This is a genomic window from Cupriavidus plantarum, assembly GCF_905397285.1.
In the GTDB taxonomy this organism is placed as follows: Bacteria; Pseudomonadota; Gammaproteobacteria; order Burkholderiales; family Burkholderiaceae; genus Cupriavidus; species Cupriavidus plantarum.
The window spans coordinates 1770485-1796408 of sequence record NZ_CAJPUX010000001.1 but is presented as its reverse complement, the minus strand read 5'-3'; the positions used below and the strand labels follow the sequence as shown (position 1 = coordinate 1796408).

The following is a 25924-nucleotide window of genomic DNA, read 5'->3' as shown; positions in this document are numbered from 1 at the left end:
GCGCGGTTATTTGAGTTCCTTCTGCATGACCTGATCGGGCAGCCACGTCACGATGGACGGCCACACGGTCACCATGGCGATGGCGAGCACCATCATCATGAAGAACGGCAGCGAGACTCTGGCGATGTAGTTGCTGTCCTTCCCGGTCATGCTCTGCAACACGAAGAGATTGAATCCGACCGGTGGCGTCACCTCGGCAATCTCGACGAGCAGCACGATGAAGATTCCGAACCATACCAGATCGAAGCCGGCGGCCTGCACCATCGGCAATACGGTGGCGGTGGTCAGCGCGATCATCGAGATGCCGTCGAGCGCGGTGCCGAGCACGATGTAGATGATGGTCAGCACGGCGATCAATGCCCACGGCGACAGGTGCAGCGCGGCCACCCATTCCGCCAGCGCGCGCGGAATGCCGGTGAAACTCATCGTCACGGACAGGAACGACGTGGCGCCGAGTACGAACATGATCATCGCGGTCAGGCGCGTCGCGGACATCAGGCTGTCCCAGAATGCCCGGCGCGTGAGCGAGCCGCCCGCCCATGCCAGCGCGAGGGACGCCACCACGCCGTAGGCGGCAGCCTCGGTCGCCGTGGAATAGCCCGCGATCATGATCCACGTGATGAACGCGATCAGCACGATGCATGGCAGCAGCTGGCGGATCGAGGCGAATCGCGCGCGCCACCCGAACGTCTCGGCCGGCGGCGTCTTGCTCGGATTGAGCAGCGCCCACACGACGATATAGCCCGAGAACAGCAGCATCAGCAGCAGACCCGGCAGGAAGCCCGCGAGGAACACGCGGATGATCGATACGTCGGCGGACACCGCGTACACGACCATCGTGATCGACGGCGGAATCAGGATGCCGAGCGTGCCCGCGGTGGACAGCGAGCCGAGCGTGATGCGTTCGTCGTAGCCGCGCCGCGTGAGCTCCGGCAGCGCGGACTTGGCGATGGTCGCGCACGTGGCCGCGGACGATCCCGATACCGACCCGAAGATGCCGCAGCCGAGGATGTTCACGTGCATGAGCCGGCCCGGCAGCCAGTTGAGCCAGGGCGACAGGCCGTTGAACATCTGCTCCGACAGCTTGGTCCGGAACAGGATTTCGCCCATCCAGACGAAGAGTGGAAGTGAAGCGAGCGTGTACGACGCGCTCGACGACCACCACGAGTTGGCGAGGTTGATCAGCGCTTCGTGGTCGGAGAAGATGACGAGGCCGATCCACGAGGTGACCGCGATGGCGACCGGGATCCATGCGCCGAGCGCGAGGAACACGATCATCACCACGAGCAGGACGAGGGCAACGAGGACGGTGCTCATCAGATCGTCTCCCCGAAATCGCCGGCAGCGAGCTTCGCTTCCTGCGCCACCTGATAGCGCGGCTTCTGGCGGCGCACCACGCGCTGCCATTCATCGCCCACGGCGAGCATGAAGCCCGCGCAACCGATGACGGCAAAGCTTTGAGGAATCCACAGCGGGATCACGATCTGTCCTTGCGAGACGTCGCCGATATCCCAGCTCTGCCACGCGAACGTGCCGAGGGCATAGGTGGCGTACGCCGCGAACACGAGGCACACGGTGAGGGAGACGAGTTCCAGCAGCCAGCGGCGGCGCGGGCCCACGGCCTCCAGCAGCATTTCCACGCGCACGATGCCGCCGTGCTGGAAGGTCTGCCCAAGGACGAGGAACGCGGACGCCGCGCACAGCCACGCGACGATGTCGTCGCCGCCGCGGAACGCGATGGTCGTTTCGCGCGACAGCGACATCATGATCATGACGATGCAGACGCCGAGGATGCAGAGCGCGCCGAGCACGGCGCACAGGTCGAGCAGCCGGTCCAGCCAGCGCTTTGGGGTGACGGGGACTTCCATGCCGCGTTACTTCTTGTAGGCGTCGAGGATGGCCTTGCCGTCGTCGCCGGCGCTCTTGGCCCACTCATCGACCATGGTCTGGCCGACTTTCTGCATGTCGCTCTTGAGCTGGGCCGACGGAGGCTGCACGGTCATGCCGTTCTTCGACAGCACCGCGAGGTACTCGCGCGTCTTTTGCTCGGAGACCTGCCAGCCGCGCTTCTCGGCATCGGCCACGGCCTTCAGCAGGGCGTCCTGCGTGGGCTTGTCCAGCGCGGCGTACGCCTTCTTGCTCACCACCAGCATGTTCTTCGGCAACCACGCGTCCACGGTGTAGAAGTACTTCACGCTTTCCCACACCTTGGTGTCGACGCCGGTCGCGCCCGACGACATGAAGGAGTTCACGGTGCCCGTGGCGAGCGCCTGCGCGAGGTCGGCGGCCTGGATCGTGACGGGCTGCGCGCCGACGAGTTCGGCGATCTTGGATGTGGCCGGGTTGTACGCGCGCCATTTGAGGCCCTTCATGTCCGCGGCGGAGGTCAGCGTCTTGTTCGCGTAGATGCCCTGCGGCGGCCACGCCACCGCGTACAGCAGCTTCATGCCCTGGCGATCGAGGACCTTTTCGGTGACGGGGCGCGAGGCCTGCCAGAGCTTGAACGCGTCGCCGTAGCTCGTGGCGAGGAAGGGCACCGCATCGACGCCGAACACGGGGTTCTCGTTGGCGAGCGTCGACATCAGGATTTCGCCCATCTGCACCTGACCGGTCTGCACGCCCCGCTTGATTTCGTTCGCCTTCAGCAGGGAGCCGTTGGGGTGCAGCTGGATCTTGAGCTTGCCGCCGGTGGCCTGCGCCACGTCATCGGCGAGCTTCTGCAGGTTCTCGGTGTGCAGGTTGTTCACCGGGTAGCCGGTGGGGAGGTCCCATTTCGTATCCGCCCATGCCGCCGGCGCGCTCCCGAGGGCGGCAACGAGGCCTCCCACAAGGCCCGTCACGATTGCCCACGTGTTGACTCCCTTGACTCGCATCTCGATCTCTCCTGGTGTTGCATGCGCGTTGACGCGCGGGTTTGACTACCGGGGCGCGCCGATGGCTCGGCCGGCGCGCGATGAGCGAAAACGGATTTTTTGATGCAAGGGTCATGCCCAGAGTGGTGTTCATGCTGAGAATTTGCCAATAAACTGTCAAGCCATTATTGGCTCGATGTGCTTCGGGCTTTCACCTATCGCCACGGACAGGAGACCTTATCTATGGCACGCAAGCCTGCGACCACCACGCCCGAACCGCCCGAAGAGACTGGCGCGGCGTCGCCCCGCACGTCGCTGTCCCGCGCGGCGGGGATGAACATCGTGTCGTCGTCGCACCTGGTGTCGGTTCGCAGCCCGGAGCTGTCCGAATTCGAATTCGGGCTCAACACGGCGTACAACGCCTATAGCCGGTGGGTGGTGCGGTGCATGGGGGCGGCCGGGGTGCGGGATCTCACGTTCCTGGACGTGCTGGTGCTGCACCACGTGAATCATCGCGGGCGGGCGAAGCGGCTGGCGGATATCTGCTTCGTGCTGAACGTCGAGGACACGCATCTGGTGACCTATGCGCTCAAGAAGCTCACCGGTCTTGGACTCGTGACCGGGGAGCGGGTGGGGAAGGAGGCGACCTACGCCACCACGCAGGCGGGCGCGGATGCCTGCGCCAGATATCGGGAGATTCGCGAGCAATGCCTCACGAGCAATTTCACCGAGGGGAGCGAGGAGAACGTCGAGATCGGGGAGTTGGCGAGGTTATTACGGGTGTTGACGGGGCTTTACGAGCAGGCGGCGCGGTCGGCGACGTCCCTATGATGTGACGTAATGTGATGTGATGTTGGGGGGCTTTGCCTCGCGGACGGTCGGAAAACTGGCCCCCGGCGATGCACTTTGGTGCAGCGCCGGCCCATGCGGCCGGGTTTGTCCGTTCCTGCCCCATCTCGCAATGCAATATCGAGGCCCGGGCAAGGTACAATAGCGGTTTTCCGCCAGCCGGCGCCCCACTCAGCGGTGCCGGCGGCCGCAGCCCCCTACCTCCTGCCTCCCGACCGCAACGATCATGGCGCATTTCTCGTGCTTCCCCGGCCCATTGGCGCTTTCCGCCTTCCGCCAGCAACGCCTCCTCACCGCCCTCAGGCAGATCGACGCCGATATCGAATCGGTGCACGGCCAGTTCCTGCACTTCGTTGATGCCAATGCACCGCTCTCGTCCGACGACGAGGGCCGGATCGCCGCGCTGCTGACCTATGGTGCACCGTTCGCCGCGCAGACCGAAGGCGACCGGTTCGTCGTGATTCCGCGCTTCGGCACGATCTCTCCGTGGGCCAGCAAGGCGACCGATATCGCCCATAACTGCGGCCTGACCCACGTGCACCGCATCGAACGGGGCATCGAGATCACCGTGATCTGCAAGAAGGGCCTGCTGCGCGGCCGCAAGACGCTGGACGCCGATACGCGCGCCGCCGTGGCCGCGCATCTGTTCGACCGCATGACGGAAACCGTGATCGCCTCGCGCGAGGAAGCGGCGGGCCTGTTCCAGGAGCTGCCGGCCAAGCCGCTGCAGTTCATCGACATCGCCGCCGGCCGCGCCGCGCTGGTCGATGCCAACACGGCCATGGGCCTTGCGCTGTCGGACGACGAGATCGACTACCTGCTGGACGCCTACGCCAGGCTGGGCCGCAATCCGACCGACGTCGAACTGATGATGTTCGCGCAGGCCAACAGCGAACACTGCCGCCACAAGATCTTCAACGCGACATGGACCATCGACGGCGTGAGCCAGGACAAGTCGCTGTTCGCGATGATCCGCAACACGCACCAGCTGAATCCGCAGGGTTCGATCGTCGCGTATTCGGACAACTCGGCGGTGATGGAGGGCGGTGTCGCGGAGCGCTGGTATCCGCGCGGCGACGATCAGCGTTATGGCCGTCATGAGGCGCTCACCCATACGCTGATGAAGGTGGAGACGCACAACCATCCGACCGCGATTTCCCCGTTCCCCGGCGCCTCCACCGGTGCCGGCGGCGAGATCCGCGATGAAGGGGCCACGGGCCGCGGCGGCAAGCCGAAGGCCGGCCTGACGGGCTTCACGGTGTCCAACCTGATGCTGCCGGACGCCGTGGAAGCGTGGGAGAACGCGCGCGACGCCGCGCAGCCGGTCGCCCATCGCAACCCCGACGACAAGCCCGGCGTGACCGGCAAGCCGGACCGCATCGCGTCGCCGCTGCAGATCATGATCGAAGGCCCGATCGGCGGTGCCGCGTTCAACAACGAATTCGGCCGCGCGATTCTCGGCGGTTATTTCCGCGTCTACGAACAGAACGTCGGCGGCACCGTGCGCGGCTATCACAAGCCGATCATGATCGCGGGCGGTATCGGCAATATCGACGCCACGCACACGCAGAAGAACGATCTGCCGCCGGGCTCGCTGCTGATCCAGCTGGGCGGCCCCGGCATGCGCATCGGCATGGGAGGCAGCGCCGCGAGCTCGATGGCCACGGGCACCAATACGGCCGATCTGGACTTCGATTCGGTGCAGCGCGGCAACCCCGAAATGGAGCGTCGCGCGCAGGAAGTCATCAACGCGTGCTGGCAACTGGGCGATGCGAACCCCATCCTGTCTATCCACGACGTGGGCGCGGGCGGTCTGTCGAACGCCTTCCCGGAAGTCGTGGACGGTGCGAATCGTGGCGCGCGCTTCGACCTGCGCCAGATTCACCTCGAGGAATCGGGCCTGTCGCCGGCCGAGATCTGGTGCAACGAATCGCAGGAGCGTTATGTGCTGGCCATCGCGCCGGACAGCTTCCCGCAGTTCCAGGCAATGTGCGAGCGCGAGCGCGCGCCGTTTGCCGTGGTGGGTATCGCCACTGAAGAAAAGCAGCTGCAGCTCGTGGATGCCGAGGTGGACGCTTCGCTGAAGGAACACTTTCCGGTCAACATGCCCATGGACGTGCTGCTCGGCAAGCCGCCGCGCATGCATCGCGACGTAAAGCGCGTGGAGCAGGCGCTGCCGGCGGTGGATGTCACCGGCATTTCGCTCGAGCAGGCCGTGCACGACGTGCTGCGTCATCCGACCGTTGCCAGCAAGTCGTTCCTGATCACGATCGGCGACCGGACCGTGGGCGGCATGAACGCGCGCGATCAGATGGTCGGTCCGTGGCAGGTGCCCGTGGCCGATGTGGCCGTGACCACGCTGGACTACAAGGGCCTGGCCGGCGAAGCGATGACGATGGGCGAGCGCACGCCGCTGGCCGTGATCGACGCGCCCGCCTCGGGCCGCATGGCGATCGGCGAAGCGCTGACCAACCTCGCGGCCGCGCCGGTGATCGACCTCGGCAAGGTCAAGCTGTCGGCCAACTGGATGGCGGCCTGCGGCGTGGAAGGCGAGGACGCCAAGCTTTACGACACGGTGCACGCCGTGGGCATGGAACTGTGCCCGGCGCTTGGCATCAGCATTCCGGTGGGCAAGGACTCGTTGTCGATGCGCACCAAGTGGTCGGATGAGGAGGGCGGCAAGTCGGTGGCGAAGGAAGTGGTCGCGCCGGTGTCGCTGATCATCTCGGCATTCGCCGCCGTGGACAACGTCAATCGCACGCTGACGCCGCAACTGCGGACCGATGCCGGCGATACCGTGCTGATCGCGATCGACCTCGGCCGTGGCAAGAACCGCCTCGGTGGCTCGATCCTCGCGCAGGTGACGCAGCAGATCGGCGATCGCGTGCCCGATGTGGACGACGCGGAAGACCTCAAGCGCTTCTTCAACGTGATTCAGCGCCTCAACCGCGAGGACAAGCTGCTGGCGTATCACGATCGTTCGGACGGTGGCTTTATGGCCGCCGTCGCGGAAATGGCCTTCGCGGGCCATTGCGGTGTGTCGCTGAACGTGGACATGATCTCGCTGGATCCCGCGCAGGAGCAGGACTACGGCGATGCCAAGAACTGGACGCAGCAGATCGCGGAGCGCCGCAACGAGCAGACGCTGCGCGCGCTGTTCTCGGAAGAGCTCGGTGCCGTGATCCAGGTGCGCGCGGAGGACCGCGATGCGGTGTTCGGCGTGCTGCGCGAGTCGAACCTGTCGGCGTGCAGCCATGTGCTCGGCAAGCCGAACACGAGCGACCAGATCGAGATCTATCGCGACGCGAAGAAGGTCTTCGGCGCCGCGCGCGGCGAGCTGCAGCGCAACTGGTCCGAGGTCAGCTGGCGTATCGCGCGCCTGCGCGACAACCCGGCCTGCGCCGATAGCGAATACGATCGTCTGCTGGACGCGGCCGACCCCGGCATCAGCCCCGTGCTGACGTTCGATCCGGCCGAGGACATCGCTGCCCCGTTCGTCGCGACCGGCAAGCGTCCGCGCGTGGCGATCCTGCGCGAGCAGGGCGTCAACTCGCAGATCGAGATGGCGTACAGCATGGACCGCGCGGGCTTCGACGCGCACGACGTGCACATGAGCGACCTGATCGCAGGCCGCGCGAACCTGGCCGACTTCACGGGCTTCGTGGCATGCGGTGGCTTCAGCTACGGCGACGTGCTGGGCGCGGGCGAGGGCTGGGCTAAGACGATCCTGTTCAACGCCCAGATGGCCGAGCAGTTCGCCGCGTTCTTCAACCGTCAGGACACGTTCGCGCTGGGCGTGTGTAACGGCTGCCAGATGCTGAGCAACCTTGCCCCGATCATCCCGGGCGCGAACGCGTGGCCGAAGTTCACGCGGAACCAGTCGGAGCAGTACGAAGCGCGCTTCGTGACGGTGCAGGTGGAGCAGTCCCCGTCGATCTTCTTCGCGGGCATGGAAGGCAGCCGCATCCCGATCGTGGTCGCACACGGCGAAGGCTTCGCGGACTTCTCGCAGCAAGGCGATATCAACGCCGCCAAAGTGGCGCTGCGCTTCGTGGACAACGCCGGCAACATCACGCAGACGTATCCCCTGAACCCGAACGGCTCGCCGCAGGGCATCACGTCGGTCACGACCGTCGATGGCCGCTTCACCGCGCTCATGCCCCACCCGGAACGCGTGTTCCGCGCGGCGACGATGAGCTGGGCCCCGGACGCGTGGAAGGCGATTCCCGACGGCGGCAGCCCGTGGATGCGGATGTTCCGCAATGCGCGGAAGTGGGTGGGCTGACCCTCGCCGTGCTGTGGCGAACGAACCCGCTGGCTGGCGCCAGCGGGTTTTTTTATGGCTGGGAATGTGACCAATAGGCGCGCCAGATACTTGTCAGAAAGATGGTGGGAAACTGGCCAAAAGATCGGAATTTTCCGAGTCTTGGTGGTGCATAAGTTAATGTATATAATAGGTTTTTACGATTCGTATTCCGGACATTGAACTGGCCAAAAAACTGGCCACATGTCTGTACGATCCACCGTAGTCGCGGTCTACGATAGTCCACATCAATTTGAGCCTTTGCTGCCTCAGTTGCAGGCCGAAGAGCTTGTTTCCGCATCGCGCGATGTGATCGAAAAGTCTCATCGATTGCAGGGGGCATTGAGTGCGTCTGCGCGGTGCCGCGTCAGGGAGCTCGTGCGGAGCATGAACTCGTACTACTCGAACCGGATCGAGGGCGAGAGCACGCATCCGGTAAATATCGAGCGCGCGCTGAGAAAGGACTTCTCGGCAAAGCCGGAGACTGCCAAGTTGCAGCGCCTTGCGGTGGCCCATATCGATGCGGAGCGTGAGCTGGAGATGCTGGTTACGAGCGAAGCGGATGCACTGCGTTCGGATTTCCTGCTGAAGGCCCACTACGCCCTGTACTCCAGACTGCCCGCCGAAGACCGGACCACCGAGGACGGCGACGTCGTGGAGCCGGGTAGCCTTCGCCAGAGGGAGGTGGCCATCCAGAAGCATGTCGCTCCCACCCCCGCGTCGCTTCCGCGTTTTCTGGAGCGAATGACGCAGATCTACGGCCGGCTCGTTGGCCTCGATCCGTTGCTCTACACCATCGCCGCCGCGCATCATCGGGTTGTCTGGACGCACCCCTTTCGCGATGGCAATGGGCGTTCCGCGCGTTTGCAGACCCATTGCGCGCTGTATCCGCTGAGTGGAGGGTTGTGGTCGGTGAACCGCGGGCTGGCGAGAAGGCGTGATGACTATTATGGTTTGCTGAGCAACGCGAATATGCCGCGGCAGGGCGACGTCGATGGCCGGGGAAACCTCAGCGAGCGCATGCTGCGGGAATGGTGCAAGTTCTTTATCGGGCAGTGCGACGATCAGGTTTCATTCATGACCAGGATGCTCGACATTACGGAGATGCGTGAGCGCCTTCAGGCCTTGATCTCGTTTCGTGGTCACTCGAGCCAGTACAAGTATTACCGGCAGGAAGCCTTGATGCCGCTGCACCATCTGATCGCGGCCGGCGGAGTGTCGCGAGCGGACTTTATTCAGATGACCGGCGTGGGCGAACGCACGGGGCGACGGCTGCTTGCGCAGTTTCTGAAAGACGGTCTTCTTGTTTCCGATAGTCACCGCGGAGACGTCGAGATCGGCTTTCCACTGGACGCATTGAATTTTCTCTTCCCCAAGCTTTACCCGGAAGCTGCGGTGGATCTGGAGTAGCGCGGCGGCGCTACCTTATTCCTCACGACATGACATCCAACATCCAGGAAGCACGATTGCCGGTGGAAGCCGACGCGGCCACCACGGCCCTGCAGTTCAGGCCACGCAGGCGCGCGTTTCTTGCGTTTGGGGCCGCGCTGGGCGTGGTGGCTTGCGCGCCGGGGCGATCCGGGGAACGTCCCGAAGGTGGGACGGTGCCATGGCGCGCATCGCCGGGGGCCGTGACCATCGATATGCATAGCCATGCAGGTCGTGTCACGCTCTCGCGGGATCCAGCGACGGGGTTGCATCGTGCTTTCACGTCGCTGCGTGCGCCGATGGTCGAGGGTGGGATGAACGTGATCTGCCTGGCCATCGTTGCCGATACCGCCGCCACGCGCGTGTCGGCCGATCGCAAGCGGTTCGAGGCGTGGCGCAAGCCCGAGCCGGGGGAGTTGTATCGGCTGTCGCAGCTGTCGTTCGAACGGGCGAAGGCGCTATGTGCCGAACAAGGGCTCGGTGTGGTGACGGATGCCGGGGCGCTTCGCACCGCCGGCGACGGGCCGCGCGTGATCATCACCGCGGAAGGCGCGGATTTCCTCGAGGGCGCCGTGGAGCGTGTCGATGAGGCATTTGAAGTGCACAAGCTGCGGCAATTGCAGCTGACGCACTATCGCGTCAACGAGCTTGGCGATATCCAGACGGAGGCACCGGCACAGGGCGGCTTGACCGATTTCGGCGCGCATGTCGTGCGTCGATGCAATGCGCTGGGCATCGTCGTCGATGTCGCGCATGGCACGTACGACCTCGTGAAGCGCGCGGCGACCGTCTCGACGAAGCCGCTGGTGCTGTCGCATACCGCGTTGGTTTCGCGGCCCACGTCTCGCGGGCGTTCGATTTCGGCCGATCATGCGCGCGCGGTTGCCGATACGGGCGGGGTCATCGGCATCTGGCCCAGCGCGGGATCGTTCCACGACTTGCGCGAGATGGCACATGGGTTCAAGCGCATGGCGGATGTGGTCGGTGTCGAGCATGTCGGCCTCGGGACGGACATGCTCGGCTTTATCTCGCCGCCGGTGTTCACGAACTATGCGCAGTTGCCGTTGCTGGGCAGCGCATTGCTGGCGGAAGGATTTTCCCAGGCTGAGACGGAGCAGGTGCTGGGCGGCAACTATCGACGCGTCTTTGATGCGTCGATAGCGCCGCGTCGATAGTACCGCCAGCGGCTCGCCACGGGCTGTCCCTGAAATTTCGTGCAGATCAGAATAAACCGAAGCGCATTTGCTTTTCGAAGCGTGCTTTCTAGGCTGTAGCCATTGCCTGGACCGCCGCACCCGCTGTCCCGCGTGCAACAACAAGAAGCAGCAAATCGGGGAGACTGCGATGACCTCAACCGAGCCGGTGTCGCACCGGATGGCATTCGCGTTGCTGTGTTTCCTGATCCTGCTATCGAGCCTGCATTCCAGGCTCGGTTCGGCACGAGATTTTGCCGCGGTAGGGGCACAGGGGGACTTCGCCGCGCGCGATGCATGCCCCGCCGGTCAATTTCTTGTCGGCATGCGAGTGCGATCGGGCGCGTGGATGGATCAGATCTCCATTACCTGCGCGCCGGTGGCGCCCAACGGGGATGTCGGTGCGCCATGGTTCGGCCCAACGCGTGGGGGTAACGGCGGTGGACCGTCCGAACGAACCTGCGGCGCGGGCAAGATCGTGGCGGGCATCGGCTTGCTGTTCACGGACGGCAATCGGCAGGTCCTGACGATCGATGTCAGTTGCCGATCCACGACTGGAAACGATCGTACGACCTTCAGGCTGGGGCAGGAACCGCCGGGATTCTCGCGCTTTCCGACGGAGATCCAGACATGTCCCGCGGGGGAAGCGGCGACTGGCGTGCAGGGGCGGTATGGGCGGCATGTGAATGCGCTGGGATTGCTGTGCGGCGCGTTTACGCCCGGGGGCGGAAGCGGCGCGGGCGGCGGAGGGGGGCCGGGGCCATCGCCGGGAACGGGGTGCGCGGGACTCAGCGGGGAGGAACTGGATATCTGCAACGAACACAACGCCATGCGCGCGCGGCACGGCGTGCCCGCGCTCAACTGGTCACAGGAGCTGGCCAGCAACGCGCAGCAATGGGTCAGTGCGTGTCGCAAGGCGAAGAACAGCAACAACGACGAATTCTTCTGCCACCAGAGTCCGTCATTCGGCTGCGGCACGGATCCCAACTATCACTACGGCGAGAACCTGTCGTTCGGCTATCCGAGCCGCACGGGGAAGGAGGCCGCGCAGCAGTGGTATTGCGAATCGAAGGTCTACGACTTCAACAACCCTTCGCCGAAGCTGGCCGGCGAGGATGATTCCGGAACGATCTTCGGGGATGCATGCGATCCGGCGAATAATCCGAAGAAGGTCACCGGGCATTTCACGCAAATGATCTGGAAGGCAACGACGAGGCTTGGCTGTGCGAGGAACACCTGTGCGCTGGGGACGACGCAGGGCACCCTGTGGGCTTGCGAGTACGACCCGCCAGGCAACTTCAACGCCGCGCAGCCGGGCGTCCTGAGCCAGAACGTTCCGCGCCCGCTACAAGGCTTCGCCCCGATGATGATCGGCGAACGCAGCGCCGCGCGCCCGATCACGACGGTGATCATCTCGGATGTCGATCTCTATGACGTACCGGGAGGAGTGGGACGGGTCATCGGCATGCTGCGGCAGGGGCAGACGTTGCCGCTCTACGAATGCAAGGCCGATGACTGGTGCAGGGTAGCGGGGGGATGGGTGTGGGGCGCGTTTCTCGTACGGAGTCACGTTCACTAGCGCCCGTACGCCGCTAGCGGATCGGCGTCAGCAGGGCGGGGGTTCCAAATTCGACGAGCTTTCCATTCGACTGGGCGAAAAAGCCGTCCCAGAACGCGCGCAACGACGCGAGCGATTGTGTCGATCGATAGTTCGCGGTGGCTCGCTTGCCTGGCACATCGGGCACGATGCCCGCACCCATGACATAAATGGACGCGCCCGCGAAATCCGCGCGGATGTTGGCCTTCTGTACCTTCTGCAGTTCGGCGTCGGCATCGATCTGCCGCATGCGATCCTGCGCATAGAAGCTGGAGACCGAGGAGTTCTCGAGCATGTCCGACACAACGAGCACGGTCTTGACGCGAGCCCGCGCCTCCCCGACCGCCTTCGACACGCTCGCCAGGCTGCCTACGACATCGGACTTGGCCAGATTGCCGCTCGCACCCTGCAGCGCTTCACCGACCGCCTTGGCGGCGAGGTTGGTGCCGAACGTGAATTGCGACTTCAGGCAGCCGTCGAGACTTTTCAGTTGCTTCACCGCGGTACTGTCGCGCACCGCCTTGTCCGTGATCGGGGGTTCGAGATACCCGCCGCCCAGCGGCTGCAGATAACGCCCCTGCGCGTATGCGGAGAAGCTGAACACCTGAAACGATGTACCCGGCACGATCAGCGTCTGCAACTGGCGTCCGAGTTCGCGCGTGAGCGTGTCATCGAGGACCGTCGTCTGGTCGATCACGATGAACAGCGCGCGATCAGCGGGTTGAGCGGATGCGGGCAACTGATTGGCTGCATAGCAGCTCGGAATATCGTTGCTCGCGGCATGCGCCGCCAAAGGCGGAAAGGTCATCGTAGCCGCCGTAATCATAGCCGCCGCCACGCGCACCGCGCGGGCATTCCGGAGTATCTTCATAGCGGTTCCTTACAGCAGCGACTCAAGACGAGCGCGTTCCGCTTCCTTGTCTCGCGCGGCGGCCTCGGCGGCTTCGCGCGCGGCCTTGCGCTCGGTCAGCAGGGACGTGACCGTCGCCCGCGTATCGTCCGGCAGCGATTGCAGGAAGCGGATGGCAGACTCCTTGCCCGATGCCGCCGTCAGCGAATCGATCTCGCGCAGCGCTTCCTCCGCGGTGTACTTGACCGGCGCCGATGCGGCGGCAACCACCGCTTCGGCGGCAGCAGCGGTAGCCCCAGCAGCCGGGGCGGCGGTTGCGCCCATGGCCTTCAGGCGGTTGACGCGGTGCTCTTCCAGGAAATCGTCGAACGTATGCTCGAGGCGCAGTCCATCGTTGGTACGCCGCTCGCTCAGCTTCTGCTGGAGCGCCTGCAGCTTGGACTGCGCCACTTGCGCCAGCGGTGCGTAGAACGACAGATAGTCGTCATAGGTCGAAAACCCGCGCGTCCCCTTGAAGGCCGCCTTGCTCTCGCGGCCCGCGAAGCCCCACTTGTAGCCGCCGGCAATACCGACCAGCTGCGTGATCGCGAAAATGAACGCCAGCATGAAGAACGCGGCGTAGCCTTCGTCCTTGTAAGCGGCCTTGCCGTCTTCGGCGGCCTTCGCTTCCGCCTTTGCCTGGCTTTGGAGTACCTCGTTGGGCAGCCCTTGTCCGAGCTTGTCGAACGGGTTGCCGCCGGTCGCGTTCGCCGGTGCGGAGAGCGTCGTCGAGGCCGTATGTTCAGAGTCGAGGTGGCGCATCCGCATGATCGTCGAAACAACGGCGACCACGACGATGATGACGATGGCCGTGCCGACCATGAAGTAGCTCCGGCCGGTGCCGACGCGGTTGGCGCACTGCGTGTACTCGGGCTGGTCGTCATCTTTGGACTGGACGTCGTCGAGCTTGATGTTGTGGCTCGAGAACTTCCCCGGCTGACCATCGGCGCGCCAGTCGCGATCCGCCTTGGCGACGAGGTTCGATCGATACAGCTGATGGCCGGCCGCATGCATCACGAACACGAAGATCACGCAGAGCACGAACACCACCGCCCACATCAGCAACTGCCGCGTGTTCTCGCTGCCGCTCTCGCCGGCCATCCAGGTGCCCAGCATGTACGAGAAGCCGAGACCCTCGGCCAGCACCAGCACGAACAGCAGGCCCATCATCCAGCCGGGCGTCGGCGAACGGCCAAGGTCGTTCGCCTTGGACAGATAGGTCAGCCGCTTGTTGAACTCGTCTTCGGTCGTGAAGTGGATGAACTGCTTGTAGGCATCGCAGAGCGTGCGTTCGGAAATCGTCCACGTCTTGTTCTTGGCGTGGCGCGTGTTGTCCCGTGACAGGCGCGCGATCTTTCCGACGACGGGCAGGCCGTACCAGAAGTTCATCAGCAGGAAATCAATCCGGAACTTGTTGCTCAGATAGATCATCAGCAAGATCCCGAGCGCAATCGCGGAGTAGATCACCGACATGTTTTGGTTGATCCAGTCACCCATTTTTTCGTTCTCAGCAGGAAGTTATCGTGTATGGCTCAATGCACGCGCACGAGCTGCGGATTGAATGCGGCCGAATACTGTTCGCCCATCTTGTCGTAACGCAGCCAGGAGCCTTCGGCACGATCCGGCGTCCTGTGCGGAATGACGATGTCCAGGCATTGCACGGACGCCTGATTGACGAACACGCGATACAGCAGGGCCTTGTCGCCCCGATACGTGTTCACCTCCGGCGTGGTGCGGAGTTCCGGCTCCTGCTTGCTGTCGCGATAGTCGCGATAGACGAGGAGCGTCGGCTTGCGCGCGGGTGCGCCGCCATCGCGCAAGACCGCGACGTTGTTCAGTGCCACGAGATTGCCGTTGACCTTGTCCACCCAGCTTGTGTTGAAGAGGCCCGGCATGTAATCGCCTGTCGCAATGGCCTTGTCGTCCTTGAGCGATTTGACGGCATTCGATGCACGGGGGCGGTCCAGATCGCAGCGCGTGATCGGCGTATCGGCCACCGCGGAAGGGATGATCGAGAAGCCGGATGAACGTTCCAGCTTGCCGAGATCGAGCGTGCCCGCGCTGGCTCGCGTCGGGGCGCCGCCGAAGTCCCAGCCTTTGACGGCAGCCGCCGACGGTTGCGCGTCCGGGCTTTGCCGCACGGCCGCCGTTGCGGGTGCCGCCGGCCTGGGCGGCTGCGGACTTTTCTGGGGCTTGACGGCTGCTGTGGTGGCTACCGTGACGGGCGCATTGTTCGGCTGCGCCACGCGGGGCGGCGTATTCGACGAAGCGACGGCGGGCGATTCCGTGGTGTTGCGGTAGAACGCGACATTTGGCCGACGCACTTCCAGAAAGCGCGCAAGACTCGCATCGTCGGTCAGATCGACGATCTCGACGCGGCGGTTCTTCGCGCGGCCGGCCTCCAGATGATTGTCGGCGACGGGCAATGTCTCGCCCGCGCCCTGATAGAACAATTGCGATTCCGGCACACCAGCTTCGCGGAAGACCGCGGCCACCGCGCGCGCCCGGCGTTCCGACAAATCCGCGTTATAGGTCGATGCGCCGGTATCGTCCGTGTGGCCGACGAGCAGAATGCGTTTGAACTTTAGAGCTTCGATGGCATTGCGGTCCTGCTGGCTGCTTTGCGCGTTCAGCGTGCGGGATTGCGCCACATACGAATACTGCAGGGCGATATCCATGAAGGACGCGCGGGCAGCTGGCTGCAGTTCCGCCGAACCGTGCGCGAACTGGGCCTTGCCGGGTGCGGCATTGTCCGTGACCGCGACGAGAAGTCCGGCATTCTGCGCGTTCGGGTTATTGGCGGCCTTGCCATCCTGTGCCGAGCCCGTGGCCGCGTCGAGCGGCGTGACGGTCATGTCGAGGCCGTGCTTCTGCGCGATGCGCGCCAGTTCGCAACGGCGTCGATCCATGTCGGCCCCGATCAAGCCGCCCGCGGCCGCGCCGACCCCCGCGCCGACCAGCGCGCCCACCTTCTTGTTGTTCGATACCGCCGCGCCCAGCAATGCGCCGACCACCACGCCGGCGGCCAATCCGATGTTGCGCGCATTGTTGGCGCACGGGTCATCGCTGGCGAAGGTGTCCTTGAGATAGCCGCCGGGCGTTCCCGGGGCGGTAGCGCAGCCGGACACGAGCAGGCACGCCGCGACGGAACCCGCGAGCGTGCGACGTGGAAGCGAAAGCGTGCGTGAAGAGGGATGACGTGACTTGCTTGTTTTGGTTCGTGTCATTGCAGCCATCAGGAAGGAAAGGCGATACGAGGTGCAACACACAAGGGAAAAAAATTGCGCGATGCCACCGGCATTACCGTTATATCGGTAACGAAAAGAAAAGCTTTAAGCGGATTTTTGGAATTGGCGAAATGGAAATGGCTGATATCGCGCCATGCCAAAAGCCTTGAGAAAACGCGGAAAAGCGCCGCCATCCGAGGCTTCGGACAGGGACATGTTTCCTTCGATTTGTTGCTGATGCTTTAGAAAAATTATGGCCAGCGAGCGTGTCGATTCTATTTTTAGTGGCTCGATGGTAATCGGATCACGAAAGGTCGTGTATCGCTCTGGAGAGGGGTATTCGACGATAGCCGCGACATGTGGAAGTCGGGACATCGTCGAGGCAGCACGAATACCGGGCCGTCATGGCCCGGTATTGTTCATGCTCAGGCGCCATCGGTGTAGACGCTGCGGGCATCGTCGATGCGGTAGTGCTGGTGCGTCGTATTGGCGGCAACGAGCTTGACGCCCGGCGTCAGCGACGGCGTCGTAGCGGTCGCGACCTGATCCTGCGCGGCGATCTTCGCTTCGGCGCGTTGGATCGCGGCGGGGTAGCTGTAGTTGTCGCCGCCCAGCGGCGTGAAGCCGGCCTTCTCGACGCGGACCAGATCGGCGCGAACTTCGGCGCGCGTCACGGGGCCGTTCTGATCGACGCTCTGGGCGAAGGACACGGCGGGGATGGCGAGGGTGCAGGCGACGAGCAGGGTGCGTGCAAGGGTTTTCATGATAGGTACCTCCTGGGTTGGTTGGCCTTTTTGGCGGAAGTCATCGTGCGATGAACTTGTACCCAGTATTGGCGCCCGGCACTGACCCGAGACTGACCGAATCATGACAAGTTTGTCAGCGTCCGGCTGTCGGCACGCCGCGGTGCACCCCGCAACCCTTCAGTCTCGCGCGATGGTTGCCGTTAACGAACGACGGCCCCGTCTGGCGGGGCTTCCACAGCCTTCGGGGGGGTAATGTCGTGAATGCAGGAATTCGTTTCGCGCTGACTGTGTGCCATCTCGCTATTGCCGTCAGCGCGCACGCAGCGAAACCGCCCGCGGATGTCCCGGTGCCATGCCTCGAGCCCACGCAGCTGCGCAATGATATGAACCCGGTGGTACTCAACAGGGTGATGGCCGCCTGCATCGCGCAGACCCAGCTCGACAACGCGGTCTTCGCGTTTGCCCTGAGCGGTGCCTATGGCCACTTCGATTCGCTTCGGGTGGCCGACAAGACGGCGCATCAGGTGGTAAAGGTCATCCGCGGATTCACGCTGCAGTCCGCGGACAGCGCGCAGTTGCAGGCGTTCCAGTCCCACCTCACTGCGACCATGGGGAATCCGGCGCAACGGCGCGGACTGTGTGCCTCGGTCCGGAGCTTCGGTCCACCGGCGTACTTCCCCGCCTACATGGTCCAGCATGGGATGGCAGCAATGAGCGCGGCCACGGCCGGCAGCACGCCGGCGCCTCGCGCGCTCGTGGATAACTTCGACGAAGCCCGGGGATGGACCGCGGCCGTGACGAGTTATCTCCAATGTGAGGGCGCATAGGGGGCCGTTGGAGGCGGCGCGGGCACACGGCTAAGTTGACGGACGCCTCGCCGCCTCGCAATCAAGCCGATTGCACCCGATACCGCTCCAGCCAATGCGCATACGGCGCCGGCAGCACCCACGACGGGCGTTCCACGCCGAGCTTCATCGCGGTCTGGTACGGCCAATGCGGGTTCGACAGCATCGCGCGGCCGACCATGACGAGGTCCATCTGGCCTTGTTCGACTACGCGGTTGGCGATGACCGGATCGTCGATACCCCACGACGAGGCGACCGGGATGCCTGCTTCGCGGTGCACGCGTTCTGCGATCGGGGCCAGGAAGGCGGGGCCCCAGGGGATCTGCGCGTCGGGCGTGGAGAAGCCGACGCTGACGTTCAGCATGTCGAGCCCGCCTTCGCGCATCGCGCGGACCAGTTCGATCGATTCCCTGAGCGTCTGCTCGTCGTTGCCGTCGTACTCGATGACACCGAAGCGCGCGGTCAGCGGCAGGTTTTGCGGCCAGACTTCGCGAACGGCGGCGAGCGTTTCCAGCAGGAAGCGGCCGCGGCCAACGGCGTCGCCACCGTAGCCGTCGGTGCGGGCATTGCCATGGGTCGAGAAGAAGCTCTGCGCCAGGTAGCCATGCGCAAAATGCAGCTCCAGCCATTGGAAGCCCGCATCGCGGGCGCGCACCGCGGCCGCGACGAAGTCGGCTTGCACGCGCGCGATATCGGCCTCGGTCATCGCTTCCGGCACGTTCGGCAGATGCGCGCCGAATGCCTTCGCCGATGGGCCGATGATCTTCCAGCCGCGTGCATCGCCTTCGGCGATATGGTCGTCGCCTTCCCACGGACGATTGGCGCTCGCCTTGCGGCCCGCGTGGGCGATCTGGATGCCAGCGACGGCGCCGCCGGCCTTGATGGCGTCGGCGATCTGCTTCATGCCCGCGGCCTGCTCGTCATTCCACAGTCCCGTGCATCCCGGCGTGATGCGGCCCTCCGGCGACACCGCCGTGGCCTCGACGATCACGAGGCCCGCGCCGCCGCGCGCCAGGCCCGCGTAGTGCGACAGGTGCCAATCGTTGGTCAAGCCATCGACGGCGCTGTACTGGCACATCGGCGGCACCGCGATGCGGTTGCGGAGGGTGACGTCTTTCAGCGTGAACGGAGTGAAAAGTGCGGGTGTCGTCATGATCTTTCGTGCTTTTTGCAAGGAAGCCATCTTATCGGCGTGCCGCTATAATGAAAACTATCTCCGCGTTATTACTTTAATAAGACTTCGTTATGTTTAACCCCCAGTGGTTACGGTCGTTCTCGATGGTGGCCCAGACCGGCAGCTTCACGCAGGCCGCCGACCAGCTCGGCCTGACGCAGGCGGCCGTCAGCCAGCACATCCGTCATCTGGAAGATGCGCTCGGCCCGCTGCTGATCCGCCGCCCCCGCGCGGTGGAGCTGACGCCCGCGGGCAAGGTGCTCCTCGAATACTGTGCCGACATGGAAGCCGCCAACGATCGCCTCCGCGCGCAGCTGAGCGCCCATGCCGACAGCGGCGTGGTCGGACTGATCACGCCCGGCAGCATCGGGCTGTTCCTCTATCCGCGTCTGCTCGACCTGCAGGGCAAGACGCCGGGACTGATCATTCGGCATCGATTCGCGCCCGATGCGGAAACGCTCGATGCCGTCTTGCAGAATCGCTTCGACGTGGGCCTCGTCTCGCTACGGCCCGACGATGCGCGCCTGTCCGCGAGTCCGTTCAGCGAGGAGCCGCTCGAGCTGGTCTATCCCGCCGGGGAGGACGTGCGCGGCTGGGACGACCTCCAGCGCATCGGTTTCTGCGATCACCCAGATGGCAAGGCCATGGCCAATCGCTTGCTGAGTCGGCACTATCCGGGCAATCCGGGCGTGAGCACGCTGCCTTGCCGCGGGTTCAGCAATCAGGTCAGCCTGATGCTGGAGCCGGTGGCCCGCGGCTTCGGCTTTACCGTCATCCCCCGTTACGCGCGGCAGGCCTTTGCGCGTCAGGACCAGATTCGCGTGCTCGATTGCCATGCGCCGGTCATCGACAAGCTCTGGCTCATTCATCGGTCCGAGTGGGCGCTGTCGCCGCGTGTAGAGCGTGTGGTCGATTATCTGCGCACGCAGGTGCCCGCCACGCTCGCCATGTGAACGCTTATGAAACCTTCGTTTCCTGTGTCCTCGTTTTACCTGCGCCGCCCCGATGGGCATCGATTGCATGTCTCGCTGGCGGGGCCGGTGGAAGGCGAGCCATGGGTTGTCGTCCATGGCGGCCCCGGTGGACGCTGCTATCCGGCGATGACGGCGTGGTTCGATCTGGCGCGGCATCGGGTCGTGATGCCCGATCAGCGCGGGGCGGGGTTATCGAAGCCTGCGGGGTCGTTGCGCCGGAATTCGGTGACCTCGCTGATCGCGGATCTCGAGGCATTGCGCGCGCATCTCGGCATTGCGCGTTGGGGGGTGGTCGGCGGGTCGTGGGGCGCGGCGCTGGCGCTCGCCTATGCGGCGCGGCATCCGGCTTCGGTCACGCGGATCGTCTTGCGGGGGAGTTTCCTGTCCGGGTGGGACGACATGCTGCGACTGTTTTCGCCGCGCCAGCGCGGGTTGCCGATGTTGCATGGGGTGCCGGCGCTGGGCGTGCGGCTACCCACGGCGGAGGGTGCATTCGATGCGGTCGTCAACCGGATGCTGCATGGGGCGCCGTCCGTCCAGCATCGTGTTGCCGAGGGGTATGAGCGGATCGAACGCAGCGCGTTGCGGTTGCCTGCGTTGCGGAAGGTGCGTGGGAAATTGGCGGTTGCGGCGGTCGCGGCGCGGCGGGAGGCGCGGCGGAATCGGTATCGGATTCAGGCGCATTATCTGCGGCATCGCGCGTGGCTGGGGAAGCCGGTGGTGCTACGGGCGGCGCGGGAGGTCGGATTGCAGGGGATTCCGGTGACCATCCTGCACGGACGGCGGGACCGGGTGTGCGATCCGCGGAATGCGCGGCGGTTGCAGGCGGTGTTGCCCGCGGCGACGCTGCGGTGGATTGCGGCGGGGCATTTGCCGGTGGGGAAGATGGCGGCGGCATTGAAGACTGCCATCGGCGAAGGGCCGGGCGGCGCCGGCTAGCGACGCCTCGCGCCGGCGCACCCCCCAACGGCGCGCCACGCCACGGCCCGGCTTTCCGCTGCTATCTCGCCTTGGTGCTCCCCGCGGCGAACGCGCGCGAGGCGGCATCGGCGCGGAACACGAGCGGGTGTTCGGCGATGGCGGCAGCCGCGCCATGCAGCACCACCTCCCGCACGCGCGCATGATCGGGAGACTTGTCGCAAACGGGATCCGTACGCGCGGGATCGCCCGTCAGCAGAAACGCCTGACACCGGCACCCGCCAAGATCGTTCTCGCGCTCGTCGCAGCTGCGGCAAGGCTCGGGCATCCACGCCGTGCCGCGAAACCGTTGGAACGCATCGCTGCGATACCAGATGTCGTGCAGCGACTGCCCGGCGACATTGGGCAACGTCAGCCCCGGCAGTGCACGCGCCGCGTGGCACGGCAGCGCGGCCCCGTCGGGCGCGATGCCGAGGAGTACCGAGCCCCAGCCATTCATGCACTTCTTGGGCCGCGTCTCGTAGTAGTCCGGCACGACGAACAGAATGCGGCAACGCTTGCCGATCTTCGCGCGATAGGACGCCACCACGGCCTCGGCCTCGCGCAGCTGCGCCTCGGTCGGCATCAGGGCCAGACGGTTCTCCCATGCCCATCCGTAGTACTGCGTGTTGGCAAGTTCGAGATATTCGGCGCCCATCTCCAGCGCCATCTCGATGATCGCCCCCACATGCGGCAGGTTATAGCGATGGAGCACGCAGTTGAGCACCATCGGATACCCATGCGCCTTGATCAGCGATGCCACGCGCTGCTTGAGCGCGAACGTGCGCGTGCTCGACAGAAAGTCGTTCATCTCGCGCGTGGAGTCCTGGAACGACAGCTGGATATGATCGAGCCCCGCCTCGCGCAAGGCGCCGAGGCGCGCGTCGGTCAGCCCGACACCCGACGTGATGAGGTTGGTGTAGAAGCCCAGCCCACGCGCATGCGCGACGAGGTCTTCCAGATCGTCACGGAGCAGCGGCTCTCCACCCGAAAAGCCCAGTTGCGCGGCGCCCAGCCCGCGCGCTTCCGTCAGCACGCGCTTCCACTGCGCCGTGTCGAGCTCGCGATCGTGGCGCGCGTAGTCCAGCGGGTTGTAGCAGAACGCGCAATGCAGCGGGCAACGATACGTGAGCTCGGCAAGCAGCCACAACGGCGGGGCGATCGTGGCGAGCTCAGACGAGCCAGCCACGCTCGATGGCGTGTTGGACAAAGGTCTCCACCTCCGGGGCGATGCCTTCGATACCGAAGGCCTGTTGCAGTTCGTCCACCATCATCGCAACGGTATGGGCGCCGTCGCAGCGCTGCAGGATGGCACCGGCGCTGTCATTGAGCTTGACCATACCTTCCGGATATAGCAGCACCCATGCCTTCTGGGCGTCTTCGTACTGCAGCCGGTAGAGCTTGTCGAGCCGGGGCATCGTGATGTCGTTCGTCATGCAGGATACGCCTTTTCAATCGCGTCGAGCATCGACCACAGGATGTCGAGCTTGAATTGCAGGATCTCCACCGCGCGTGTCTGTTGCGCGGGCGTGCGGAAATAGTCGAGCGTCACGCGCAGGCCGTGATCGACGTCGCGCTGCGCGAGCGGAATGCGCGAACGGAAGTAGGCGAGGCCCTCGGGCTGGATCCATGGATACTGGTCGGGCCAGCCTGACAGACGTTCCTTGTGGATCGCCGGCGCGAACATCTCTGTCAGCGAGGAGCACACGGCCTCCTGCCACGGCGCGCGCCGCGCGAAATTCACATAGGCATCCACCGCGAAACGCACGCCGGGGAGCACGAGCTCCTGCGACCAGAGTTGTTCGCGCGTAAGGCCCACCGCCTCGCCGAGCCGCGTCCACGCCTCGATACCGCCGGGCTCGGTATCGGTCCCATCGTGATCGAGGATGCGGATGACCCATTCGCGGCGCGTGGCGCGATCGGGACAATTGGACAGGATCGCCGCGTCCTTGAGCGGAATATTGAGCTGGTAGTAGAACCGGTTGGCCACCCATCCGCGAATCTGCTCGGGCGAGCACTGGCCGCTGGCCATGCGCCGGTTGAACGGATGATGGATGTGGTAGCGCGACTCCATGCCCCGCAGGCGCGCTTCGAACGCGGCACGGGCCTCCGGGGAAATGTCGGGAGCGGTCACAGGGCAATCTCCATGCCGTCGTAGGCGACCTCGATGCCATGCGCGGCAAGCTCGCGCCGCTCGGGCGAGTCTTCCACGAGGATCGGGTTCGTGTTGTTGATATGAATGAGGATCTTGCGCGCCGCGCGCGAGGCGTCGAGCGCCGCGATCATGCCGTCGGGGCCCGATTGCGCAAGGTGCCCCATGTCGCGCGCGCGCTTCGTCGAGAGCCCAAGCCGGGGCATCTCGTCATCGGTCCAGAATGTGCCATCGACAAGCACCACGTCCGCTCGATCGAGTTCCTCGCGGACCTCCGGCGAGATCGCACCGAGGCCCGGCGCATAGAACGCGCGACGGCCGGTGGCGCGATCGACGATGCGCAGGCCGATATTGTCGCCGGGCTGCGGCGTTGACCGGTTCGGGGAATAGGGCGGTGGCTTGCTGTCGAGCGGCACCGCGTGCAGATCGATGCCCGGGAGTGGCGGCACCTGAAAGGGCGGCGAGGTAGCGCTGCCTTCCAGCGCGAGCTCATGCGTGTCCACGCCGCAATAGTGCGACAGGATGCCGCGCAGCGGAAAGCCGCGGTCAAGGTCGCGCAATACAGACGGTGTGGCATAGAGCGGCAGCGGCTGGCGATGCTCGCGCAACATCAGCAGCCCCGTCACATGATCGATCTGCGCGTCCATCAGCAGCACGGCCGCGATGCCCGTGTCGCGCGCCGCGCGCGCGGGTTGCAGCGCCGGTGTCGCCCGAATCTGCGCGAGCACGTCGGGCGAGGCATTGACCAGCAGCCAGTCCCGGCCATTCTGCGTCAGCGCGATCGACGATTGCGTACGCGGTTTCGCCTCGATCGTGCCGCGCCGCACGCCGTCGCAGTTGGCGCAATTGCAGTTCCATTGCGGGAAGCCGCCGCCGGCGGCCGACCCGAGTACGCGAATGGTCGTCATGAGTCCCCAACAAAAAGCCCGCCGAAAAGGCGGGCTCATGCCAGACCGATGGCGATGGCCCAAGGGCGCATCGGCATCAGCGGTTGGCGATATACATCGTGATTTCGAAGCCGAAACGCAGATCGGTATAAGCAGGGGTGGTCCAGGTCATCCTTCAACTCCTTCTGTAAAAGAGATAGCAGGAACGTTAAGCATAGAACACGCCGCGGGCAGTTGCATTGTTGCGTTGCAACAATGCGTGGCCTGTCATTCCCGATGAAAGATGCTGTGGAAGTCGGGTGACCCGGTCTCTCGCACGCTGAGGTCCAGCGAGCCCTCGATATGGCGGAGGTGATCGGCCATGAGCGCCTCCGCGCGGGCCGTGTCGCGCGCTTCGATGGCATCGACCAGGTCGCGGTGCTCGTGCTCCGGGCAGGCGGGCGCGCCCGGCCGATCGTAAAGCGTGATGATCAGGCAGGTCAGGGACACCATTTCCCGCACGAGTTTTTCCAGAATTGCATTGCCGGCCAGTTCGGCCAGCACGATATGAAACCCGCCGGACAGGCGGATAACCGCCGCGCGATCGCCGCGCGCGCGGGCCGCGTCTTCCTCGGCGATATGGCGCCGCATCGCGCGAATCTGCGCGGGTTTGGCCTCCGCGGCCAGCAGCGCGGCCAGTTCTCGCTCCACCATGCGCCGCGCCTGGAACACCTGCCGCGCTTCCTCGATGGTCGGGCTGGAGATGAATGCGCCGCGGTTCGGGATCAGCGTGACGAGCTTCTCATGGGCGAGCCGGGCGAAGACTTGCCGGATGCGCGCGCGGCTGGCGCCCGTGACCTCGCATAAGCGTTCCTCGACGAGCTTGGTGCCGGCGAGCAGCCGGTGCTCCATGATCGCGGTGTGGAGGTCGCGATAGATCGACTCGTTGATCGACTGCTCAGCATCCGCGGCGCTGTCCGCGGGGGGGCGTTCTGTGGTTGCCCTTTCTGTGGTTGCCATGAGGAGGAGGGGGGCGATAGGCCCGGTGCGGGCACCGGAATGGGGACAATTTACCCGCGTATCGTACACAACTATGTTCCTCCGTGACTACGCCCGAGGCATCCGCTGCCTCATTTCAGTGCGTAATCGGACAGCAGTCCCGAATACGCCTTGGGCAGCGGCCGCGCGAAATCCCCGCGCTTGCTCGTCGCCAGCCGCAGCGACACCAGCGCCTCCGCCATCTTGACAGCGCTCGCGACGCCGTCGATCACGGGCACGCCGAGCGCATCACCGATCTCCTCGCACAGATCCGTCATGCCCGCGCAACCGAGCACGATGCAGTCGCTGCGATCCTCCGCCAGCGCGCGACGGCACTCGTCGGTGATGATGCGGCGCGCGTCCGAACCCGGTTTCTCGAGGTCGAGCACGGGCAGGTCGCTCGCGCGCACGTTGCGGCAGAAGCGTTCCATGCCATAGCGCTCCGCGAGGTGCCACGCCATGTTGCAGGTACGCGCGAGCGTGGTCACTACGCTGAAGCCGGTGCCGAGCATGCTGGCCGCGTGCATCGCGGCCTCGGCGATGCCGATCACCGGACCGCGCGCCAGTTCGCGCGCCGCGTAGAGGCCAGGGTCCCCGAAGCACGCGATGACGTAGCCATCGACATGGTCCTGCTCCCCCAGCCGGATCTCCTCGAGCAGGCCCGGCACACTGAGCGCCTCGTCATAATGGCTTTCGATCGAGGCGGGGCCCATACGCGGGCTTACGGCCACGATGCGGGTGTCGGCGCCCGCCACCGCGCGGGCGCACTCGCCGATCTTGTCGGTCATGCTCTGCGTGGTGTTGGGGTTGATGATCTTGAGCTTCATGGTGTGT

Annotated in this window: 23 protein-coding genes; 8 read left to right on the top strand and 15 right to left on the bottom strand. The window is 64.9% G+C overall.

The genetic code is table 11. From position 1 onward, the window contains the following. Nucleotides 1-6 precede the first annotated feature (6 nt). Genes KHP16_RS08230 through KHP16_RS08220 form a run of 3 tightly spaced genes read right to left on the bottom strand, consistent with a single transcriptional unit; the run spans nucleotide 7 to nucleotide 2873 of the window. Complete coding sequence (locus tag KHP16_RS08230; RefSeq protein WP_109580896.1) at nucleotides 7-1317, bottom strand: TRAP transporter large permease; 1311 nt, start codon at nucleotides 1315-1317, stop codon at nucleotides 7-9. Further along, nucleotides 1317-1868, bottom strand: a complete 552-nt coding sequence (locus KHP16_RS08225; protein ID WP_109580897.1) for a TRAP transporter small permease subunit — start codon at nucleotides 1866-1868, stop codon at nucleotides 1317-1319. The genes KHP16_RS08230 and KHP16_RS08225 overlap by 1 nt, the downstream gene beginning before the upstream one ends. A gap of 6 nt (nucleotides 1869-1874) precedes the next feature. Further along, complete coding sequence (locus tag KHP16_RS08220) at nucleotides 1875-2873, bottom strand: TRAP transporter substrate-binding protein (RefSeq protein ID WP_109580898.1); 999 nt, start codon at nucleotides 2871-2873, stop codon at nucleotides 1875-1877. Between the two features lie 222 nt (nucleotides 2874-3095). Between KHP16_RS08220 and KHP16_RS08215 the strand changes: the two genes are divergently transcribed. The 5 genes from KHP16_RS08215 (at nucleotide 3096) to KHP16_RS08195 (ending at nucleotide 12204) form a co-directional block, all read left to right on the top strand. Next, nucleotides 3096-3683: a winged helix DNA-binding protein gene (locus KHP16_RS08215; protein ID WP_109580899.1), complete on the top strand. Its 588-nt coding sequence runs from the start codon at nucleotides 3096-3098 to the stop codon at nucleotides 3681-3683. A gap of 244 nt (nucleotides 3684-3927) precedes the next feature. Further along, on the top strand, nucleotides 3928-7986 hold the full coding sequence (purL, locus tag KHP16_RS08210; protein WP_109580900.1) for a phosphoribosylformylglycinamidine synthase: 4059 nt from the start codon (nucleotides 3928-3930) through the stop codon (nucleotides 7984-7986). 405 nt (nucleotides 7987-8391) lie between these two features. Beyond that, entirely contained in the window at nucleotides 8392-9414 is a 1023-nt protein-coding gene (locus tag KHP16_RS08205; RefSeq protein WP_244835687.1) for a Fic family protein, read from the top strand. A gap of 29 nt (nucleotides 9415-9443) precedes the next feature. Next, a complete protein-coding gene (locus KHP16_RS08200; protein WP_244835686.1) occupies nucleotides 9444-10607 on the top strand; it encodes a dipeptidase in 1164 nt (387 codons plus the stop codon). Between the two features lie 169 nt (nucleotides 10608-10776). Then, the gene (locus KHP16_RS08195; protein ID WP_211959927.1) at nucleotides 10777-12204 is read left to right on the top strand and encodes a CAP domain-containing protein; all 1428 of its coding nucleotides are present in this window, start codon (nucleotides 10777-10779) and stop codon (nucleotides 12202-12204) included. A gap of 13 nt (nucleotides 12205-12217) precedes the next feature. Here KHP16_RS08195 and KHP16_RS08190 read toward each other — a convergent pair whose 3' ends face one another. The 4 genes from KHP16_RS08190 to KHP16_RS08175 form a co-directional block, all read right to left on the bottom strand. Beyond that, nucleotides 12218-13030, bottom strand: coding sequence for a hypothetical protein (locus KHP16_RS08190; RefSeq protein WP_211959926.1), 813 nt, complete (start codon nucleotides 13028-13030; stop codon nucleotides 12218-12220). Nucleotides 13031-13102: 72 nt separating this feature from the next. Next, a complete protein-coding gene (locus tag KHP16_RS08185; protein ID WP_244835685.1) occupies nucleotides 13103-14584 on the bottom strand; it encodes a hypothetical protein in 1482 nt (493 codons plus the stop codon). A 59-nt stretch (nucleotides 14585-14643) separates the two neighbouring features. Continuing rightward, entirely contained in the window at nucleotides 14644-16338 is a 1695-nt protein-coding gene (locus KHP16_RS08180) for an OmpA family protein (protein ID WP_244835684.1), read from the bottom strand. A gap of 425 nt (nucleotides 16339-16763) precedes the next feature. Further along, a complete protein-coding gene (locus KHP16_RS08175; protein ID WP_109580906.1) occupies nucleotides 16764-17102 on the bottom strand; it encodes a DUF4148 domain-containing protein in 339 nt (112 codons plus the stop codon). A 374-nt stretch (nucleotides 17103-17476) separates the two neighbouring features. Between KHP16_RS08175 and KHP16_RS08170 the strand changes: the two genes are divergently transcribed. After that, entirely contained in the window at nucleotides 17477-17911 is a 435-nt protein-coding gene (locus tag KHP16_RS08170) for a hypothetical protein (RefSeq protein WP_146208384.1), read from the top strand. Between the two features lie 61 nt (nucleotides 17912-17972). Here the strand turns inward: KHP16_RS08170 and KHP16_RS08165 are convergent, their stop codons facing one another. Then, a complete protein-coding gene (locus KHP16_RS08165) occupies nucleotides 17973-19082 on the bottom strand; it encodes an NADH:flavin oxidoreductase/NADH oxidase (protein WP_211959924.1) in 1110 nt (369 codons plus the stop codon). Nucleotides 19083-19174: 92 nt separating this feature from the next. Here KHP16_RS08165 and KHP16_RS08160 point away from each other — a divergent pair, with 92 nt between their 5' ends. Together KHP16_RS08160 and KHP16_RS08155 are read left to right on the top strand one after the other, a co-directional pair. After that, nucleotides 19175-20056 (top strand): LysR family transcriptional regulator, encoded by an 882-nt coding sequence (locus tag KHP16_RS08160; protein ID WP_109580909.1) that lies wholly within the window; start codon nucleotides 19175-19177, stop codon nucleotides 20054-20056. 6 nt (nucleotides 20057-20062) lie between these two features. Beyond that, nucleotides 20063-21016, top strand: coding sequence for an alpha/beta fold hydrolase (locus tag KHP16_RS08155; protein ID WP_211959923.1), 954 nt, complete (start codon nucleotides 20063-20065; stop codon nucleotides 21014-21016). Between the two features lie 61 nt (nucleotides 21017-21077). On the opposite strand, the gene pqqE is transcribed toward KHP16_RS08155, so the two are convergent. From pqqE to KHP16_RS08120, 7 genes are all read right to left on the bottom strand, one after another. After that, nucleotides 21078-22223 carry a pyrroloquinoline quinone biosynthesis protein PqqE gene (pqqE, locus tag KHP16_RS08150; RefSeq protein WP_244835683.1) on the bottom strand — a complete coding sequence of 382 codons (1146 nt, stop codon included), beginning with the start codon at nucleotides 22221-22223 and terminating at the stop codon, nucleotides 21078-21080. Further along, nucleotides 22207-22470: a pyrroloquinoline quinone biosynthesis peptide chaperone PqqD gene (pqqD, locus tag KHP16_RS08145; RefSeq protein WP_109580912.1), complete on the bottom strand. Its 264-nt coding sequence runs from the start codon at nucleotides 22468-22470 to the stop codon at nucleotides 22207-22209. The genes pqqE and pqqD overlap by 17 nt, the downstream gene beginning before the upstream one ends. After that, complete coding sequence (gene pqqC / locus KHP16_RS08140; RefSeq protein WP_109582638.1) at nucleotides 22467-23108, bottom strand: pyrroloquinoline-quinone synthase PqqC; 642 nt, start codon at nucleotides 23106-23108, stop codon at nucleotides 22467-22469. The genes pqqD and pqqC overlap by 4 nt, the downstream gene beginning before the upstream one ends. A 56-nt stretch (nucleotides 23109-23164) precedes the next feature. Then, entirely contained in the window at nucleotides 23165-24094 is a 930-nt protein-coding gene (pqqB, locus tag KHP16_RS08135) for a pyrroloquinoline quinone biosynthesis protein PqqB (protein WP_211959921.1), read from the bottom strand. Between the two features lie 76 nt (nucleotides 24095-24170). Continuing rightward, entirely contained in the window at nucleotides 24171-24245 is a 75-nt protein-coding gene (gene pqqA, locus KHP16_RS08130) for a pyrroloquinoline quinone precursor peptide PqqA (protein WP_109582639.1), read from the bottom strand. A gap of 95 nt (nucleotides 24246-24340) precedes the next feature. Continuing rightward, the gene (locus tag KHP16_RS08125; RefSeq protein ID WP_109580914.1) at nucleotides 24341-25072 is read right to left on the bottom strand and encodes a GntR family transcriptional regulator; all 732 of its coding nucleotides are present in this window, start codon (nucleotides 25070-25072) and stop codon (nucleotides 24341-24343) included. Nucleotides 25073-25182: 110 nt separating this feature from the next. Then, nucleotides 25183-25917, bottom strand: a complete 735-nt coding sequence (locus KHP16_RS08120; RefSeq protein ID WP_115952401.1) for an aspartate/glutamate racemase family protein — start codon at nucleotides 25915-25917, stop codon at nucleotides 25183-25185. Nucleotides 25918-25924: the final 7 nt, after the last annotated feature.

Bases quoted from the DNA above. Each gene is read 5' to 3' on its own strand.
- KHP16_RS08230 (WP_109580896.1), bottom strand. From the start codon at position 1,317: ATGAGCACCGTCCTCGTTGCCCTCGTCCTGCTCGTGGTGATGATCGTG.
- KHP16_RS08225 (WP_109580897.1), bottom strand. From the start codon at position 1,868: ATGGAAGTCCCCGTCACCCCAAAGCGCTGGCTGGACCGGCTGCTCGAC.
- KHP16_RS08220 (WP_109580898.1), bottom strand. From the start codon at position 2,873: ATGCGAGTCAAGGGAGTCAACACGTGGGCAATCGTGACGGGCCTTGTG.
- KHP16_RS08215 (WP_109580899.1), top strand. From the start codon at position 3,096: ATGGCACGCAAGCCTGCGACCACCACGCCCGAACCGCCCGAAGAGACT.
- purL (WP_109580900.1), top strand. From the start codon at position 3,928: ATGGCGCATTTCTCGTGCTTCCCCGGCCCATTGGCGCTTTCCGCCTTC.
- KHP16_RS08205 (WP_244835687.1), top strand. From the start codon at position 8,392: ATGAACTCGTACTACTCGAACCGGATCGAGGGCGAGAGCACGCATCCG.
- KHP16_RS08200 (WP_244835686.1), top strand. From the start codon at position 9,444: ATGACATCCAACATCCAGGAAGCACGATTGCCGGTGGAAGCCGACGCG.
- KHP16_RS08195 (WP_211959927.1), top strand. From the start codon at position 10,777: ATGACCTCAACCGAGCCGGTGTCGCACCGGATGGCATTCGCGTTGCTG.
- KHP16_RS08190 (WP_211959926.1), bottom strand. From the start codon at position 13,030: ATGACCTTTCCGCCTTTGGCGGCGCATGCCGCGAGCAACGATATTCCG.
- KHP16_RS08185 (WP_244835685.1), bottom strand. From the start codon at position 14,584: ATGTCGGTGATCTACTCCGCGATTGCGCTCGGGATCTTGCTGATGATC.
- KHP16_RS08180 (WP_244835684.1), bottom strand. From the start codon at position 16,338: ATGACACGAACCAAAACAAGCAAGTCACGTCATCCCTCTTCACGCACG.
- KHP16_RS08175 (WP_109580906.1), bottom strand. From the start codon at position 17,102: ATGAAAACCCTTGCACGCACCCTGCTCGTCGCCTGCACCCTCGCCATC.
- KHP16_RS08165 (WP_211959924.1), bottom strand. From the start codon at position 19,082: ATGACGACACCCGCACTTTTCACTCCGTTCACGCTGAAAGACGTCACC.
- KHP16_RS08160 (WP_109580909.1), top strand. From the start codon at position 19,175: ATGTTTAACCCCCAGTGGTTACGGTCGTTCTCGATGGTGGCCCAGACC.
- KHP16_RS08155 (WP_211959923.1), top strand. From the start codon at position 20,063: ATGAAACCTTCGTTTCCTGTGTCCTCGTTTTACCTGCGCCGCCCCGAT.
- pqqD (WP_109580912.1), bottom strand. From the start codon at position 22,470: ATGACGAACGACATCACGATGCCCCGGCTCGACAAGCTCTACCGGCTG.
- pqqC (WP_109582638.1), bottom strand. From the start codon at position 23,108: ATGGAGTCGCGCTACCACATCCATCATCCGTTCAACCGGCGCATGGCC.
- pqqB (WP_211959921.1), bottom strand. From the start codon at position 24,094: ATGACGACCATTCGCGTACTCGGGTCGGCCGCCGGCGGCGGCTTCCCG.
- KHP16_RS08125 (WP_109580914.1), bottom strand. From the start codon at position 25,072: ATGGCAACCACAGAAAGGGCAACCACAGAACGCCCCCCCGCGGACAGC.
- KHP16_RS08120 (WP_115952401.1), bottom strand. From the start codon at position 25,917: ATGAAGCTCAAGATCATCAACCCCAACACCACGCAGAGCATGACCGAC.